Here is a 15806-nt window from a genome sequence, read left to right as displayed (position 1 = left end):
CGTCCGCTATGCGTCAGTAAAAAAGCTACCCGACTCGGCGGGCGAGCCGGGTAGCACGGGACGCGAATGACGAATGTAGTCCAGATTAGCCAGCTTTCTGCGACCGGCTTGGCCTGAAAAACTATGCAAGGACAAAGGCCACATTTGCGGATGCCGCCTTACGCCTTCAGCTTCCTTTCTGCCAGGCGCATAAAGAATTTACCGATAATTGCACTATGCCAGTATGACTGCTCGCGCCATTCTGAGTAACTTTGCAGGCCTCGCGGGCACTGCTAACTTTCCTCAGTAATAAGCTCTGCCATAGGTTCGTGGTGTCGGTCAGGCTTGACGTCGGAAATTACCGCAACTCCCAAGGAAGGAATTGCATTGAAAAAGGGAGAATAGTTCCATCATGAGAGGTTTTGAGCGAAACCTGTACCTGTATGGTTTCCCCGTATTTCTGGTTCTGGTTGGGCTAATCGGAGCGATCCTGATTGGCTCGACAACAGCCTCCGCGAACGACCTAGATCAGATTCTGGCCCCCTTCAAGCAAGTCGCCCTCTTCGCCTCCTATGCGGCAGTTTCAGTTGGACTGCTCTGGGGTGTTTGGAATGCCTTTCGCCAGCGTCGATTGTCTCGTGGCGAAGACCAAGCTGCACGCGCCACTCACGAAGAACGGCCAATCGAGCGTTAAGGCACCGAAGCTGAACGTCCGCTATGGGTCGGTAGCTGCCGCTGGCCGAAGGCAGCTATCGATCTGAAATGGAATCAGCCGCTCTCTGGCGACTCTATGCCTCAGCCATTTTTCAGAACACGACGCAGGCCCTTTTAACCAAGGATCGCCACGGCACGCACGAAACCGGCGGAGGCGTGGCGGATCTTGTAGGGAAAGCAGCTGACTAGGAATCCGTGGTTAGGCAGTTGCTCCAGGTTGGCGAGCTTCTCCATCTGCCCGTAGCCGATGTCGCGCCCGGCCTTGTGGCCTTCCCAGATGATCGACGCATCGCCCGAGGCGGCGAAGCGCTCGCGGGTGTACTTGAAGGGCGCGTCCCAGCTCCAGGCATCGGTGCCCACCACCCGTACGCCGCGCTCCAGCAGGTAAAGCGTTGCCTCGCGACCCATCCCGACACCGGCCTCGAGATAACCCGGCTGGCCGAACTGGCTGCCGGCGCGGGTGTTCACCAGGACGATGTCCAGCGGCTGCAAGGCATGACCGATGCGTGCCAGCTCCGCTTCGACCTCGGCGGCGGTCACTACGTGGCCGTCCGGCAGGTGGCGGAAGTCCAGTTTCACGCCCGGTTGCAGGCACCATTCCAGCGGCAGTTCGTCGATGCCAAAGGCCGGTTTGCCGCCATCGGTGGTGGATGCGTAGTGCCACGGCGCGTCCATGTGGGTACCGCTGTGGGTGGTGATATGCAGACGCTCGGCCGCCCAGGATTCATCACCGGGCAGGTCCTGCTTGCGCAAGCCAGGGAACATCGCAGCCATCTCCGGCCAGCCCTGCTGGTGATCCATGTAGTCGATCTTCGGCAGCAGGGGCGGCGGGTCGGTGTAGGGGTTGTTGTCCAGGGTCACGGACAGGTCCAGCAAGCGGCGTTGGCTCAGGCTCATGCGAAAATTCCTTTGCGGGTCGCCGCGCGGCTGCGGCGCGGCGGAAGGTCGAGGGCATTGCGCAGCAGGCCGGCTACCGAGCCGTCGTGGCAGAAGCCCAGCTCGCGGGCCTGCGGCGTGCGCAGCGGCGGGTAGGCGCCGAACAGCGCCTCCAGCTGCGGATCGGGTTCGAAGGTGATGCGCTCGCAGTTGGCCTCACCGAAACAGGCGGCAAGCCCGGCGAGCACCTGGGCAATGGACAGCTGCAGCACCGGCAGTTGCCAGACCCGCTGGCCGCCGGGTTCCCTGAGTTCGGCGGCGTGCACCAGGTTGTCCACGCAGCAGCGCGCCGACATCCACCAGGCGCTGGCCTGCGGCGAAACCGGGCAGGTGTAGCTTTCCCCCGCCGCACAGGCGTGCAGCAGGTCGCTCATGAACGCCGAGCGCAACCCGTTGGGCTCGCGCGGCCGGGCGACAATACCGGGCAGGCGCAGGGCGCGGCCGTCCACTTCGCCGCGCCGGGCGAGGTCCTGCAAGGCAATTTCCACCATGCGCTTGTGCGCTGCGTAGGACAGCTGCGGCGCCGCTGGCTGCTCTTCGTCCATCCGCGCCGGCAGCTCGCCGCCATAGACCGCCACGCTACTGGCATACACCAGTACCGGCGGCCGCGCAGCATTGCGCAACTGCTGCAACAGCTCCAGGCTGGCTTGCAGGTTGACCTGGTAACCCAGTTCGTACTGCGCTTCGGCGGCACCGCCGGGCACGCTCACCAGGTGGAACACCACGTCCACACCATCGGCCAGCACGCGGCGCAGCAGCGCCGGATCGGTGACGCTGCCGTAATGCCGCCGCAGGCGCGCATCGTCCGGCAGGCCTTCGAGTTTCTGGTCCAGCAACAACAAGGCGTCGATCCGCTTTCCACGCAGCTCGCCCGCTTCCAGCAGGCGATTCACCAGCAGGCGGCCGACGAAGCCATTGGCCCCGCTGACCATCACGCGCATGGCCATCCCCCTTGCACCACGCGCTGGTCGATGGCGCCGAACAACACCTCGCCTTTGCTGCCGCGAGCCTCCATGCGCACGCGGTCGTCGAAATGCATGAACGCAGTGCGCGGTGCGCCGTGGGCGATGGTTTCGATGGCGCGGCGCTCGGCGATGCAGGCCGAGCCTACCGAGCGGTCGGCGTTGGACACGGTGCCCGAGCCGATCAGCGTGCCGGCGCTCAGCCGCCGGGTCAGGGCGGCGTGGGCGATCAGGTCATGGAAGCCGAAGTGCATGGCGCCACCATGGGGATGGCCGAACCATTCGCCGTTCCACTCCACCTTCAGCGGCAGGTGCACGCGGCCATCGCGCCAGGCGCTGCCCAGCTCGTCCGGGGTCACCGCCACCGGGGCGAAGCTGGACGCCGGCTTGGCCTGGAGGAAGCCGAAGCCGGTTTTCATTTCCCGTGGCGCCAGGGCGCGCAGGCTGACGTCGTTGAGCTGCAGCACCAGGCGAACATGCTGCAACGCCTGCTCCGCCGGGCAGCCCATGGGCACTTCATCGAGCAGCACGGCAAACTCGCCTTCGAAGTCGATCCCGTGGGCTTCGCTGGGCAGCGGGATGTCCGCACGCGGGCCGAGGAAGTCGTCGCCAGCGCCCTGGTAGATCAGCGGAATGCGCTCCACGCCTTCGATGGGCTCGAGGTTGAAGGCCTTCTGCATCAACTCGCCATGGCTGAGGAAGCAGGAGCCGTCCAGCCATTGCCAGGCGCGCGGCAGCGGCGCGGCGAGCCGCGCCGGGTCGAGGTCGAAAGCGCCAGCGACGGCATTGCCGTTGAGCCGCTGGTACAGCCGCTGCAGGTCGGACTCCAGCAGCGTCCAGTTGTCCAGCGCAGCCTGCAGGGTAGCGGCGATACCGTTGGCATCCACCGCCCGCGTCAGGTCGCGTGAGACCACCAGCAGCCGGCCATCGCGACTGCCGTCATCGAGGGTGGCGAGCTTCATGGCAACAGATCCTTCAGCTCGGCCGCGTAGCGACCGTCGAGAAGAATGAACACCATCCGTGCCATCGCGTCGGTGCGGTTGCTCCATGCATGATTGGTCCCGCGCTGCACCACGATGTCGCCACGTTTGAGGTGCACCTCGCCGTCGTCCAGCACCAGCCAGACCTCGCCCTCGGTAACAATGCCGTAGTCCAGGGTCTGGGTGCGATGCATCAGCTTGTGCTTGGAGTCGGCCTTGCCGGTGCCGGCATGGGATTCACCCATTTCGGCGAAGACCGCTGCGGCGTCTTCGGTACTGACCTGGTTCTGCACGCTGTCCGGGGGGATGTCCACCACGCGGATGACGCTGCCCAATGCGCCGGGGCTGAGCTGCAGCGGCTGCGCGGTGGGATCGTCGCCGTTGTCCAGCGGTGCGGGGCTGCCATGGCTGTTCCATACCTCGTAGAACAGGGTGCCCGGCACGGCCTTGAGCGGGAAGTTGTTCGGCGTCGGGCCGCAGCTGGCGACCACGGCCTGGCCCTGGGCATCATGGCCGGTGACCACACGTTTGAAGGGGGGAAGCTGTTGCATGGTGTCTCCTTTCAATGGCCGTCGCCGATGGTCGTGCCACCGTCGACGATGAGGTTCTGTCCGCTGATGAAAGCGCCGCCCGGGGCTGCCAGCAGCAAGGCCAGGGCGGCCACTTCCTCGGGTCGGCCGACCCGGCGCAACGGCGTGAGGGCAAGGCGGCGCTGCATGAGGTCCGGGTTGTCGGTGAGCGGGCGGGCGAATTCGGTGTGGATCACACCAGGGCTGATGGCATTGACGCGGATGTTCGCCGGCCCCCACTCCACCGCCAGATTGCGCGCCAGCTGCGCTAGGCCCGCCTTGGATAATCCGTACAGGCCAAGGCCCTTGTTGCCGCGCACACCGGCAATGCTGGCCATCAGCACCACGCTGCCACCACCACTCCCGGCCATGGCCGGTAGCAGTGCTGACGTCAGCCACAGCGCACTGCGCAGGTTGACGGTGAAGGTCAGCTCCCAATCGGCATCGCTGGCCGTGCCGAGCAGGCCCATGTGCGGCGCGACTCCGGCATTGCAGACCAGTGCATCGAGCCGGCCTAGATGTTCCAGAGCCCGCTGCGCCAGGGCCTGCACGGCGTTCGCGTCACGCAGGTCGGCGGGCGCAGCGATCACATCGATGCCCTCGTCCGCCAGCGACTCCACCGTTCGCGCACAGTCATCGGCACTTTCGCTGCTGATCACCAAACGCGCGCCAGCAAGGCCGTGCTCGCGTGCGATGGCCAGGCCGATGCCACGGGTGGCACCGGTGATCAGCGCGGTCTTGCCGGCCAGGGAAAACAGTTCGTTCATAGCGCCCCCGCTACCGATGCCACGCGGCGACCGCGCAGCAGCACCAGGCACAGCGGCGCCAGCACCAGCTGGACCACCGCTACCCGCAACAAGGCGTGGGGCAACTGCTCGGCGACCCCGCCGGTGAGCGCCAGCACCAGCAACGGGCTGACGAACTCGCCGGCGAAGATCGCCGCGGTGAAGCCACCGGTGGCGCGCCCACGCTGCTCGAAACCGACCTGCTGCATCACCTGGGTGATCAGCGTCGGCAACAACAGGCCGACGCCGACCCCGTTCAGCAGCACGGCGAGGACCACTGGCGCATGGCTGGGCGACAGCGCCATCAGCGCGCCGCCCAGACCCGCCGTGGCAAAGCCCAGCGCCAGCAGGCGACGCGCCGGCAGCGCCGCCAGCAGTCGGAAGGTCAACGCGCCGGCCAGCACGCCGAGCTGGTTGGCGCCCATGGTCAGGCCGATCTGCTGCGGGCCGTCGACATGCAGCAGCTGCAGCAGGTAGCCCGCCTGCACCGGCACGATGAACAGGCTGACACCGGCCAGCCCGGTAAGCAGGTACAGCGGCGCCAGCGCCGCCCAGGGGAAGCGAGAGGCGCTGGCCGGCTCGTGCTCGACACGGCGTGCCTGCGGCTCCCAGAGCAAGGCGGCCATCAACGGCAGGCACAGCACGCCCACGGCATAGAGCACGAACGGGGTGCGCCAGTTGCTCTCCCCCAGCGCGCCGCCCAGGCCCATGAACAGCGCGGCGGACAGCGAGGTGGCAACCATCTGCAGGGCGAAAAGGCGCTCGCGGCGCTGGCCGTCGAAGTAGTCGCCCATCAGCGTGGTGCAGCAGGTCATGATCCCCGCTTCCGCCAGGCCGATGCCGGCGCGGCTGGCGACGATCAGGCCAAGCGAATCCAGCCACAGCGGCAGCACGCCGCAGAGGCTGTAGAGCTGCATGCTGGCGAGCAGCAGCGAGCGCCGTCCCACGCGGTCGGCCAGCACCCCGGCCAGCGGCGCGAGGAAGGCGATTACCAGCGCCGGCAGGGTCAGCGCCACCGGCACCAGCACGGCGGCGCCGGGAGTCTCGGCGAAGTGCGCCTGCATGCGTGGCAGCACCGGCGCGATGAGCACCGCGCCAAGCACCGGCAGGCAGCTGCCGAACAGCAGCAACAGCGCTTGCGCGCTGCCAGCACGGCGATCAGCGCTCATGGGGCACCTCCACCAGCAGGCAATGGGTGGCGCCGTACTGGATCAGGCCGGCGCGCAGCTCGCGCCACAGGGTCTTCAGGCAGGGCATGGGGTCGTCCTCTTGTTTTCGTTGTGTGGACTCAGCGCGCCTGGCTGCAAGCCAGGGGCGTGGCGGCGTGCTGCTGGCAGCAGTCGCGGTCGTGGTGGACTTCCTGCAGGTGGTGCGCCGCCACGGTGGGTTGCGCCTCCACCCGTGCCTGGCGCTGCGGCAGGAGGAAATACGCCAGCGCCGGCAGCAGGATCAGTGCGCCGACCATGTTCCAGACGAACATGAAGGCCAGCAGCACGCCCATGTCGGCCTGGAACTTGATGGGCGAGAAGATCCAAGTACCCACGCCGATGGCCAGGGTCACGCCGGTGAGCATCACCACCTTGCCGGTGAACAGCAGCGCGCGGTAATACGCCTCGGACAGGCTGGCGCCCTGGCGCAGCTGCGCCAGCACGATGCTCATGACGTAGAGCGCGTAGTCCACGCCGATGCCCACGCCCAGGGCGATCACCGGCAGGGTCGCGACCTTCACGCCGATGCCCAGCGCCACCATCAGCGCCTCGCAGAGGATCGAGGTGAGCACCAGCGGGAGCACCGCGCAGAGCACCGCGCGCCAGGATCGGAAGGTCACCAGGCAGAGCAGGATCACAGCGCCGTAGACCCACCAGAGCATGTCGCGGTTGGCCTGTTTCACCACCTGATTGGTGGCCGCTTCGATGCCCGCGCTACCGGCCGCAAGGAGGAATTTCGCCTGCTCGCTGTCGTTATCACGGGCGAAGGTCTGCACGCTGTCCACTAGCCGCGCCAGGGTGTCGGCCTTGTGGTCGGTGAGGTAGGCGTAGAGCGTCAGCAGGCTGCAGTCGTCGTTGTACAGCCCGCGCGGCGCGTTGGCGGTGACCATGTTCAACGTCGCCTGGTTGTTCACCAGCTCGTACCACTTCGGGCTGCCTTCGGAGAGGCCCACCAGCACCCGGCGGTTGAGCAGCGCCAGCGAGTTGGTCGAGTCCACGCCCGGCAGGCCGCGCAGTTGCCAGTCCAGCTCATCCACGCGCTTGAGGGTGTCGTAGGCCGAGCAGGCGCCGGCCGGGGTCTGCACCATCACGGCGAAGACGTCGCTACTGGCGCCGTAGTGCCGGGTGACAAAGGCGTTGTCGCGGTTGTAGCGCGAGTCCGGGCGCAGCTCGGGGGCGCCGGCATCGAGGTCGCCGACCTTCAGGTGCAGGCTCACGGTATAGCCGCCAGCGGCCATCAGCGCGGCCACGGCGATGCACGCGGCGGCCCAGCGGCGACGGGTGAACAGGTCGAGGAAGCGCCACAGCGCGTGCTTGTCCGCCCCGCTCGCCTCAGCCTCTTCGGCGCGCAGGCTGCGGCGCGCCGCACGGGCGCTGACGCCGATGTAGGACAGCAGCACCGGCAGCAGGATCAGGTTGGTGAAGATCAGCACCGCCACGCCCAGGCTGGCGATCACCGCCAGGTCCTGGATCACCTGGATACGGATGATCATCAGCACGGCGAAACCCACGGCGTCGCACAGCAGCGCAGTGAGCCCGGCGAGGAACAGCCGGCGGAAGGTGAAGCGCGCCGCCACCAGGCGATGCATGCCGCGGCCGATGTCCTGCATGATGCCGTTCATCTTCTGCGCGCCGTGGCTCATGCCGATGGCGAACACCAGGAACGGCACCAGTACCGAGTACGGGTCCAGCTCGTAGCCCAGCAGCGGCAGCAGGCCGAGCTGCCAGATCACCGCCACCAGCGAGCAGATCACCACCAGCGCGGTGCTGCGTACGCAGCGGGTGTACCAGTAGAGCACTGCGGCGGTGATGGCGATGGCGGCGGCGAAGAACAGCAGGATCTGCCTGAGCCCGTCGATCAGGTCGCCCACCACCTTGGCGAAGCCGGTGATGTGGATGTCCACGCCCTGCCCCTGGAAGCGCATGCGCAGGTTTTCCAGTTCATGGGCGAAGGCCGTGTAGTCCAGCGCCTTGCCGTCGGGCGTCTTCTCCAGCAGCGGTACGTAGACGATGCTCGAACGCTGGTCGAAGGCCACCAGCTGGCCGATCTCGTTGGAGCGCTCGACGTTGCGCTTGAGCTCTTCGAGTTTCCCGACGCCGCCATCGTAGCCGTCGGGAATCAGCGGGCCGCCTTCCAGGCCGTCCTCAGTCACGCCGGTCCAGCGGGTCGAGGGCGTCCACAGCGACTTCATCGCCGCGCGGTCGACGCCGGGCAGCAGGTAAACCGCATCGTTGAGCTGCTGCAGGCTGTGCAGGTAGTTTTTTTCGTAGATGCTGCCGCGCGGGTTGGCGACGGCGATGCGCACGGCGTTGCCCAGCCCGGCCAGCTCCTGGCGGTGCTCCAGGTAGTTGTGGATGAACGGGTGCTCGCGCGGGATCGTCTTCTCGAAACTGGCGTTGAGCGTCAGGCGGGTGGCCTGCCAGCCCAGCAGCAGGGTCGCCGCCAGGCACAGCAGCAGGACCAGTGCCCGGTGGTTGAACAGCGCGCGTTCCAGCAGCGAGCCGGAAGCACTGTCGAAGTCGTCGAGGCGGCCGCTGGTCGGCGCAGGGGAAGTGGTGGCGTGCATGGCTCAGTCCGCGCGAGAAGGTTGGGAGGAAGGCGCCAGGCGGCGCGCACCGGCCATGCCGACGGTGACGATGGCGCCATCCGCGGCGCGGGTGGCGGCGGTCAGCGGCAGGCCGTCGGAGACCGACAGCGGCTGCACGGCGAAAGCGCCCAGGTCGCTGCGCAGCAACACCCCGGCCTGGTTGGCCAGCAGCAGCTGGCCGCCAGCGACACGGATGCCGTTGAGCGATGCGGGAATCGGGTTATCCAGCGGCTGGAAGCTTTCGCCGGCATCGTCGGAAGCCAACAGGGTGCCGCGCAGACCTCCGACCAGCAGGCGCCCACTGGGGAGCACGGCGGCAGCGAAGTAGCTGCCGTCGTAGGGGCTCTGCAGGGCGTCGAAGTGCGCGCCGTCATCGCGGGAACGCAGCAGCAGGCCTTGCTCGCCGGCGATGTACAGGTCACTGCCGGCGCGGGCCAGGGCGTACAGGTGAAGACCGCGCTGGTTCGGCAGCCGGCCCATCTCGGACTGCCAGCTGCGGCCACCATCGGCAGTGCTCAGCGCCAGGCCATAGGCGCCCACCGCCAGGCCGCGACGGGCATCGCTGAAGCTCAGCGCCAGCAGCGGCTTGTCGGCGCCGTCGGCCACCAGGCGTCGAGCGGCGGCGACACGCGCGGCATCGCCGGAAGCCTCTGCGGCCTGCTGCTCCAGGGCCGCGGCGCGCTGGCCGTCGAGTTGCAGGGTCCAATGCTCGCCGCCGTCTTCGCTGTGCAGCACCACACCGGCGTGACCGATGGCCCAGCCAGCCTGCGCATCGATGAACTGCACGGCAGTCAGGCCGACGCTCACCGGCACCGCCGTGGCCTGGCGCCAGGTATTGCCGTTGTCGTCGGAGAGCAGCACCACGCCACGCTCCCCCACTGCCACCAGACGCTCGCCAGCGCGGGCCACATCCTGCAGCACCGCGCGCAGGGCCTGCGGGCCATGCACGGCGGGCTGCGCCAGGACATCCACGCTGCCACCGGCAAACGCCGCGGGCACCGCGCTACAGGCTGCCAGCAGCCAGGCGGAGAGACTCTTCTTCATCGCACGCAACCTTTCTTTTTTCTTGTAATCGGTACAACGGTTTCGCTAGGGAGCTCCCTGTAGCTGGGCGAAGCCCGAGACGTCGGGCCCGCCCCGCGGACGATCAGCGCACGCCCTCACCCGCCATGGCGTCGGCGGTGAACACCGAATCCTTGTAGGGCGGCACGATGCGGTACTGCTCGCTCTTGCCGGCGAACAGGTCGCCGGCGAACCAGGCCCCGGAGAGCAGGTCGTAGAAGCCGTTGGTGAGGGTCACCACGCCGGGCAGGTCGGGCAGTACTACCGGCGACGTCCAGACCACCTTGGCCAGCTGGTTGCGGGCGTCGTAGCGCTCGCCGAGCACGGCGGCCCAGGTGTCTTCGTCGAGGTAGTAGGTGCTCCTGGGCATGACATGGCGCTGGCCGTTCTTCAGGGTCGCCTCCACCACCCAGACGCGGTGCAGCTCCCAGCGGATGGCGTCGGACTTCAGGTGGTGCGCATCGAGCAGCGCCTCGCCGTTTTCGGCGGTGAAGACCTTGTTGACGTTGTAGGGGATGTACATCTCCTTCTTGCCCACCAGCTTCCAGTCGAAGCGGTCGACGCGGCCGTTGAACACGTACAGCTCGTCGAAGCTCATGACCCCCGCGGTGGCCGGCGTCGGTGTGTCGCAGCAGGCATTGGGCAGGCGACGCACGCGGCGCTGACCGGGCAGGTAGGTCCACACCGCGGCCTTGTCGGCGTTTAGGTTTTCCAGGCCGGTGATGGCTTCGCCGGCGCGCAGCGGCGGGCCGTCGTTGGTCATGCGGATGGACCAGAACACGCCCTTGTCGCCGGTGCCGCCCGGCAGGTACCAGGGCATCTGCAGGTCGGCGCGGGAGTCGTTGGTCAGCACGTGCTTGCCGTCGGCGGTGGTCAGGTACTGGTTGAAGCTGGCGTGCCAGGAAGCGCCGCGCCAGCGCAGCAGGTGGTTCCACATGGCTTCCACGCCATTGGCCGGAATCGGGAACGGAATGCCCCCGGCGGCGCCCTCGGGCATCGGCCCGGCGGGGCCGTCCACCAGCTTGCCGCTGGTGGCGTTGGCGAAGGTGGCGTCGTACACCGACTGCGGCGCGGCGGCGCTGCGGTGGGTCGGGTAGACCTCCAGGCGGTAGCTGTCGGGGTACTTCTTCAGCATCGCCTGGATGCCGGGAGTCAGCTTGTCGGCGTACTGCGCCATGTTCTGCGCAGTGATGGTCAGCTGCGGCTTCTCGCTGGCGAAGGGGTCGCCGCGCTTGCCGCCGTCCTGGTAGGCCGGGTCGACCTGGGTGTAGCCGCCGGTCCAGGCCGGGATGCTGCCGTCGGCATTGCCGGCGCGCTCGCCGCCCAGCGGGGTCAAGCTGGTTTTCAGCTTGCCCGCCTCCTCGGCGGACACCGCGCCGAAGGCGCCATGGGCAAACAGCAGGGAGGCACTCAGGGCGGTGAGCAGGGAAACGACTTTCTTGTTGTGTTTCATCGGGCAGTCCTTGGTCAGAAGGTGCGGCTGACGGTGAAGGCGATGAAGTCGCGGTCTTTCAGCGACTGTTCGTAGGTGTAGTGGTTGTCGGCGTCGAGGAAGGTGTTCTCCGGGCCGTAGTAGTGCGTGTAGGTCAGGCCCAGGTTCCAGGTGTTGAGGTAGTTGCCCTTCAGGCCGATGTTCAGGTCGCCGCCGTGGTCGGTGCCGAAGCCGGTGCCAAGCGCCTCGGAGGCGCCGTTGGTGTAGCTCGCACCGATGGGCACCGAAAGGTCGAGGCCGGGGTAGATCTGCCGGTACATGGGCTCGAACACCAGGCGCAGGCTGGTGGCGTCGCGGTCGGCGTTGGGGTCGACCGCATCGGCGTTCTGGCTCACGCTCATCACCCGGTTCCAGGCGATCTCGCCGAGGAAGCTCGACTCGGCGGCGACGAAGTTCGGCTCCAGGCTCGCCAGCCAGGAGAAGTTGGCGTGCAGCGTGCGGCCGGTGGCGTAGACCGGGTCGTCATCGTTGTCGATTGCCTCGCCCGGCGCCAGGGCGTGCTGGCTGGTGGAGGCCAACGGCTGGTTCCAGCGGGTGGACAGCTCGCCCGCCACGTTGAAGTTGCCCAGGGTGGTGGAGAAGCTCGCCCCCAGCGCCTCAATGCCTTCGGGATAGACCCAGTAGTACTCGCCGGCCTTGCCGGTCAACGGGTTGAGGTTGGCGAAGTCCGGGCGCACGTTGAGCTGCGGGCTCTTGTCGTGGAAGCGGATGGCGTAGACGCCCCAGTCCACCGTCTCGCTGCGCCAGCGCAATTGCACGCCGCCCTGCCCCGAATCCTTGGCCTCCTTGTCGTTGCCGCGGTAGAAGGCCAGCGGCTGGCCGCCGGGCATCACCGGTGTGCCGACGAACATTCGCTCGCCGCCGTCGCCGAAGAAGTCGTCGTTGGAGAAGTAACTGCCGGCAGCGGGCAGGCGGTTGGCTTCCCACTCGAACTGGTAATAGGCGCCCAGGGACACGTCCGGGGTCAGCTGCAGCTGGCCGGAGACCTGCTGTACTGGGCGGATCAGTTCCTTGAATTGGGTGTTGGGCACCGACAGGCCCTTGACCACGTCGACCGGTGCCATGCCGCCGGCGATGCCGTTCATGCCGTAGAACAGGCTCTCGCCCCATTGCATGGCGTAGCGGCCCAGGCGGCCGGACACCGGCATCTCGCCGATCTCGGTCTTGCCGAAGACGAAGGCATCCAGCAGCTCGCCCTTGCGCCCGTGGAGAGTGCGGGTGTCGTCGGTGAACTCGTCATAGTCCACCGAGTAGCTGTTGGCGCGGCTGGGGTCGTTGTTGTCGGTGCCGCGGTTGTAGACGTCGTCGTACCAGGCCGCGCCGCTGACCCGCGCACCGACGTTGCCGTAGGTGATGTCCAGCTCGGAGAGCAGGTCCAGGCGGTTGGAGATCAGGCCCTTGCCGAAGTTGCGGTCGCCATCGTCCAGGTTCAGCGCGGTCGAGCCTTCGGTGAGCTTGCTGCTGGGGTCCTGGGTGCGCCAGGCGGCGCTGTACTTCAGGGTGTTGTCCCAGCGCGCCCGCAGGTCGGGGTTGCCGGTGTCGAATTCGAAGGCCTGGGCGTGGCTGGCGGCCAGGGCGAACAGTGCCAGGGTGAGGGGCTTGAGCGGCGGCAGCGGCCGCGCGGTTGCACGCGTGCGAGTCAACATCGGGGTTTCCTCTTTCTTGTTCTTGTGCGTCGGTGTTGGCGGTGGTGAGCCGTGGCGCGCCGTCAAGGCAGGGCGCGCCGGGCACGGGATCAGATGGGGCGCGCGGTGACCTCCAGCATCTGCTTGACCAGGCCGATGCGGTCGAAGGTCGGGTCGCGCTGGATCTCCTTCTCGCCGGCCAGCAGGGACATCTCGCTGATGTATCTGCAGCGCTCGAAGCGACGGCCCATGAAGCGCCGCAGCTGGTCGTCGAGATCGCCGCCGGCGGTCAGCTCCTCGGCCAGCACCACGGCATCCTCGATGGCCATGCCGGCGCCCTGCCCCAGGTGCGGCGTGGTGGCGTGGGCGGCATCGCCGATCAGCAGCACGCGGCCGCGGTACCAGGGTTCGTCGACGAACACCGCTTCCAGCGGCTTGTAGACGACCTCGGCGCTGTCGCCGATCTGCCCGCGCAGCTCGCCGATCAGCCCGCCGAAACCGGCCAGGCGCTCGCGCAGGCCGTCAGCCAGGCTGGCCGGGTCCATCCACGGATTGCCCGGTTCGTGGGAAGTGGTGAAGAGGTACATCAGGTCATCGGCCAGCGGCACCAGCCCGGCGTTGCCGGCCGGCCCCTGGTAATTGGCCAGGTGGTCGATGCCGGCGGCGCGCGAGAAGTTGTGGCGCCACACCGACTGGCCGGTGAAACGCGGCTGGTATTTATCGCCGAAGAGCAGGCCACGGACCCGCGAGAACAGGCCGTCGGCGCCGACCACCAGCGCGTAGCGGCCCTGGCTGCCATCGCTGAACAGCACGTCGACGCCGCTGGCGTCCTGCTCGAGGCTTTCCACCGAGGTGCCCAGGCGTACCTGGGTGCCCAGCTCGATGGCGGTCTCGCTCAGTACCTTGTGCAGGGCGCGGCGGGAGATGCCGACGTTGGCCGGATACTGCGGGCCGGCCAGGCGCTGGCCGGGAATGCGCGCCAGCTGCTCACCGTGGGTGGTGTAGATGGCGACGTCCTCGAAGGCGTAGGCGGCGTCCAGGTAGGCGTCGAGCAGGCCGAGGCGGTGCATCTCGCGCACCACGTTGCTCTGCTGGATGATGCCGACGCCGTAGACCGTCCACTGCGTCTTCAGCTCGACCAGATCGACCGCGACTCCCTTGCGGCGCAGGGCTATGGCGGCGCACAGCCCACCAATCCCGCCGCCCACGATCAGCACATTGCTCACAGTATTCATGGCATCTCTCACGTCTTGTTCTTGTTTTCCGCCACGTCCTGCGCGGCGGCCGTTCTGCGTGCCCAGGGCACAGCTTCCCGGCGGGGCCGGGCTTTGACTAATCGAGTCCGCGGATGCGACCTATCGCGCGGCGCGATACCTCAGGCGTCCAGTTGCGCCAGCGGCAATAGCAGCCAACCGTCCGCCTCGCGGTGTTGCAGCGCCGGCAAAACTTCCCCGCGACAGGGACCGTGCACGCAGGTACCGTCCTCCGGGCGGAAGCGCGCGCCGTGGGCGTAGCAGATGACCCACTGGCCATCGGCGCTGAGGAAGCGGTCCTTGCGGTACTCCAGCGGCACCGACAGATGCGGGCAGCGATTGCGATACACGCGCACCTGACCCTGGTGACGGAGAGCGAACAGGCTGTCCGCTCCCCTGTCCTGCGGGTCGAAGCCGCGCGACTGCCCCTCGCCCAGCTCATCGAGCCGGCACAGCGCCACGCAATCCACGGCTCAGCCCTGCTTGGGCGGCGGGCCGCTGGGCGCCCATTTCTCCCGCGAGGTGAAGAGGAACAACTGCGAGTTGTCCGCCGACATCGGCGCCTGGCGTGCGGCCCAGGCGTCGTCGTGCTTGTCCATGTCGGCGTCGTACTCGATGTGGCAGCCCAGCGGGCTGTTGAAGTACCAGAACCAGTTGGAGCCCAGCAGGTGGCGGCCTGGCCCCCAGAAGCTGGTCCAGCCCTTCTGCTGGAATCGCGTACCGGCCAGCAGCACTTCGGTGCCGCTGCCCATATGGAAGGTGAAGTGCTCGCAGCCCTGCATGTGCGGCGGGGTCTGGATCATGAAGAGGCAGTGGTGGTCGTCCATGCCGGCGCTGCGCATGAACGGGCCGACGCCGACGAAGCTGTCGGTGGTGACGAAGCCCAGGCGGTCGCGATAGAACGCCTCGCCCTTGGCAGCGTCGGGCACGAAGTAGACGACGTGGGACAGGGTGCGCGGCTGCGCCGGCATGTCCGGGGTAATGCCCAGCTGGTTGAGCGGACGCTGCGGCGCGCTGCCCGGGGCGTTGGTCAGGTCGGCCGGCGCGTCGAAAACGCGACGCCAGGAAACCTGGAAGGCGATGGCGAAGCCCAGATCGTCGACGCTGTGCAGCGCGCCGTTCTCATCTCGGCGCACCTCACGGTCACGCCCCAGCTCGTCGGCGATGGCCTCCAGGTCCGCGGTCGATGCCACGCCGTAAATGGTCTCGCGCAGCGACGGGGTCGGCCCGAGCGCCGGCGGCAGGCTCGGATCGTCACCCCGGCAGATGATGATCGCGGTGCCGTCCAGCGCCTCGAAGCGGCCCCCGTCGGCATCCAGTTGGGCGGCCGTGAGGCCGTAGTCACGCAGGCAATCGGCACAGGCCTGGATATCGTCGACGCCGAATACCAGCGCGTCGAGTCCAAGAATGTTCATGGCTACCACTCCATTGAAATTATGTTCGGCGCCGGGCAGGGGGTCGCCGGTCGTGGGTCGCCGCGGCTCGTCGGCCGCTCGACTGGAGCGCAGGTTGAAGGCACGCCCGGCGCCCTGACCAATCGCATGTGGGGATGCGAGGCATCGGCAATCGCGATACCTGCCCGGCGGGCCATGGCGCGGGGCGTTAGCCGCACGGGGATGGCGAAGTGGTATTGACGTAGCGGGAATGCAGCGG

General features: G+C 67.6%; 13 protein-coding genes. All 13 read right to left on the bottom strand.

Features of this window, described 5'->3' with window-relative positions; all coding sequences use genetic code 11:
- Nucleotides 1-807: 807 nt before the first annotated feature.
- Nucleotides 808-1590 carry a cyclase family protein gene (locus AC2T4A_RS16630; protein ID WP_486741231.1) on the bottom strand — a complete coding sequence of 261 codons (783 nt, stop codon included), beginning with the start codon at nucleotides 1588-1590 and terminating at the stop codon, nucleotides 808-810.
- Nucleotides 1587-2570 carry an NAD-dependent epimerase/dehydratase family protein gene (locus AC2T4A_RS16625; RefSeq protein WP_486741230.1) on the bottom strand — a complete coding sequence of 328 codons (984 nt, stop codon included), beginning with the start codon at nucleotides 2568-2570 and terminating at the stop codon, nucleotides 1587-1589. The genes AC2T4A_RS16630 and AC2T4A_RS16625 overlap by 4 nt, the downstream gene beginning before the upstream one ends.
- Nucleotides 2561-3553 (bottom strand): fumarylacetoacetate hydrolase family protein, encoded by a 993-nt coding sequence (locus AC2T4A_RS16620; protein ID WP_486741229.1) that lies wholly within the window; start codon nucleotides 3551-3553, stop codon nucleotides 2561-2563. Before AC2T4A_RS16620 ends, AC2T4A_RS16625 begins: the two co-directional genes overlap by 10 nt.
- Entirely contained in the window at nucleotides 3550-4122 is a 573-nt protein-coding gene (locus tag AC2T4A_RS16615) for a cupin domain-containing protein (protein WP_486741228.1), read from the bottom strand. Before AC2T4A_RS16615 ends, AC2T4A_RS16620 begins: the two co-directional genes overlap by 4 nt.
- 11 nt (nucleotides 4123-4133) lie before the next feature.
- Nucleotides 4134-4907 (bottom strand): SDR family NAD(P)-dependent oxidoreductase, encoded by a 774-nt coding sequence (locus AC2T4A_RS16610; RefSeq protein WP_486741227.1) that lies wholly within the window; start codon nucleotides 4905-4907, stop codon nucleotides 4134-4136.
- Nucleotides 4904-6094 (bottom strand): MFS transporter, encoded by a 1191-nt coding sequence (locus tag AC2T4A_RS16605; protein WP_486741226.1) that lies wholly within the window; start codon nucleotides 6092-6094, stop codon nucleotides 4904-4906. Before AC2T4A_RS16605 ends, AC2T4A_RS16610 begins: the two co-directional genes overlap by 4 nt.
- A 119-nt stretch (nucleotides 6095-6213) precedes the next feature.
- Nucleotides 6214-8700: an efflux RND transporter permease subunit gene (locus tag AC2T4A_RS16600; protein WP_486741225.1), complete on the bottom strand. Its 2487-nt coding sequence runs from the start codon at nucleotides 8698-8700 to the stop codon at nucleotides 6214-6216.
- Nucleotides 8701-8703: 3 nt separating this feature from the next.
- Nucleotides 8704-9765 carry a WD40/YVTN/BNR-like repeat-containing protein gene (locus tag AC2T4A_RS16595; RefSeq protein ID WP_486741224.1) on the bottom strand — a complete coding sequence of 354 codons (1062 nt, stop codon included), beginning with the start codon at nucleotides 9763-9765 and terminating at the stop codon, nucleotides 8704-8706.
- Between the two features lie 103 nt (nucleotides 9766-9868).
- Nucleotides 9869-11236 carry a DUF1329 domain-containing protein gene (locus AC2T4A_RS16590; protein WP_486741223.1) on the bottom strand — a complete coding sequence of 456 codons (1368 nt, stop codon included), beginning with the start codon at nucleotides 11234-11236 and terminating at the stop codon, nucleotides 9869-9871.
- A gap of 14 nt (nucleotides 11237-11250) precedes the next feature.
- On the bottom strand, nucleotides 11251-12921 hold the full coding sequence (locus AC2T4A_RS16585; RefSeq protein WP_486741222.1) for a DUF1302 domain-containing protein: 1671 nt from the start codon (nucleotides 12919-12921) through the stop codon (nucleotides 11251-11253).
- 89 nt (nucleotides 12922-13010) lie between these two features.
- Nucleotides 13011-14135, bottom strand: coding sequence for an FAD-dependent oxidoreductase (locus tag AC2T4A_RS16580; protein ID WP_486741221.1), 1125 nt, complete (start codon nucleotides 14133-14135; stop codon nucleotides 13011-13013).
- Between the two features lie 140 nt (nucleotides 14136-14275).
- Nucleotides 14276-14623, bottom strand: coding sequence for a Rieske (2Fe-2S) protein (locus tag AC2T4A_RS16575; protein ID WP_486741220.1), 348 nt, complete (start codon nucleotides 14621-14623; stop codon nucleotides 14276-14278).
- Nucleotides 14624-14626: 3 nt separating this feature from the next.
- On the bottom strand, nucleotides 14627-15568 hold the full coding sequence (locus AC2T4A_RS16570) for a VOC family protein (RefSeq protein ID WP_486741219.1): 942 nt from the start codon (nucleotides 15566-15568) through the stop codon (nucleotides 14627-14629).
- Between the last annotated feature and the right edge of the window lie 238 nt (nucleotides 15569-15806).

The sequence above is a fragment of the Pseudomonas sp. PVC-3-1 genome, assembly GCF_057444315.1.
Note: the sequence above shows the minus strand (reverse complement) of the source record. Positions and strands in the feature narration are given on the sequence as shown.

Excerpts from the sequence above, each read along its gene's own strand:
- AC2T4A_RS16630 (WP_486741231.1), bottom strand. The coding sequence starts at position 1,590 with ATGAGCCTGAGCCAACGCCGCTTGCTGGACCTGTCCGTGACCCTGGAC.
- AC2T4A_RS16625 (WP_486741230.1), bottom strand. The coding sequence starts at position 2,570 with ATGCGCGTGATGGTCAGCGGGGCCAATGGCTTCGTCGGCCGCCTGCTG.
- AC2T4A_RS16620 (WP_486741229.1), bottom strand. The coding sequence starts at position 3,553 with ATGAAGCTCGCCACCCTCGATGACGGCAGTCGCGATGGCCGGCTGCTG.
- AC2T4A_RS16615 (WP_486741228.1), bottom strand. The coding sequence starts at position 4,122 with ATGCAACAGCTTCCCCCCTTCAAACGTGTGGTCACCGGCCATGATGCC.
- AC2T4A_RS16610 (WP_486741227.1), bottom strand. The coding sequence starts at position 4,907 with ATGAACGAACTGTTTTCCCTGGCCGGCAAGACCGCGCTGATCACCGGT.
- AC2T4A_RS16605 (WP_486741226.1), bottom strand. The coding sequence starts at position 6,094 with ATGAGCGCTGATCGCCGTGCTGGCAGCGCGCAAGCGCTGTTGCTGCTG.
- AC2T4A_RS16600 (WP_486741225.1), bottom strand. The coding sequence starts at position 8,700 with ATGCACGCCACCACTTCCCCTGCGCCGACCAGCGGCCGCCTCGACGAC.
- AC2T4A_RS16595 (WP_486741224.1), bottom strand. The coding sequence starts at position 9,765 with ATGAAGAAGAGTCTCTCCGCCTGGCTGCTGGCAGCCTGTAGCGCGGTG.
- AC2T4A_RS16590 (WP_486741223.1), bottom strand. The coding sequence starts at position 11,236 with ATGAAACACAACAAGAAAGTCGTTTCCCTGCTCACCGCCCTGAGTGCC.
- AC2T4A_RS16585 (WP_486741222.1), bottom strand. The coding sequence starts at position 12,921 with ATGTTGACTCGCACGCGTGCAACCGCGCGGCCGCTGCCGCCGCTCAAG.
- AC2T4A_RS16580 (WP_486741221.1), bottom strand. The coding sequence starts at position 14,135 with ATGAATACTGTGAGCAATGTGCTGATCGTGGGCGGCGGGATTGGTGGG.
- AC2T4A_RS16570 (WP_486741219.1), bottom strand. The coding sequence starts at position 15,568 with ATGAACATTCTTGGACTCGACGCGCTGGTATTCGGCGTCGACGATATC.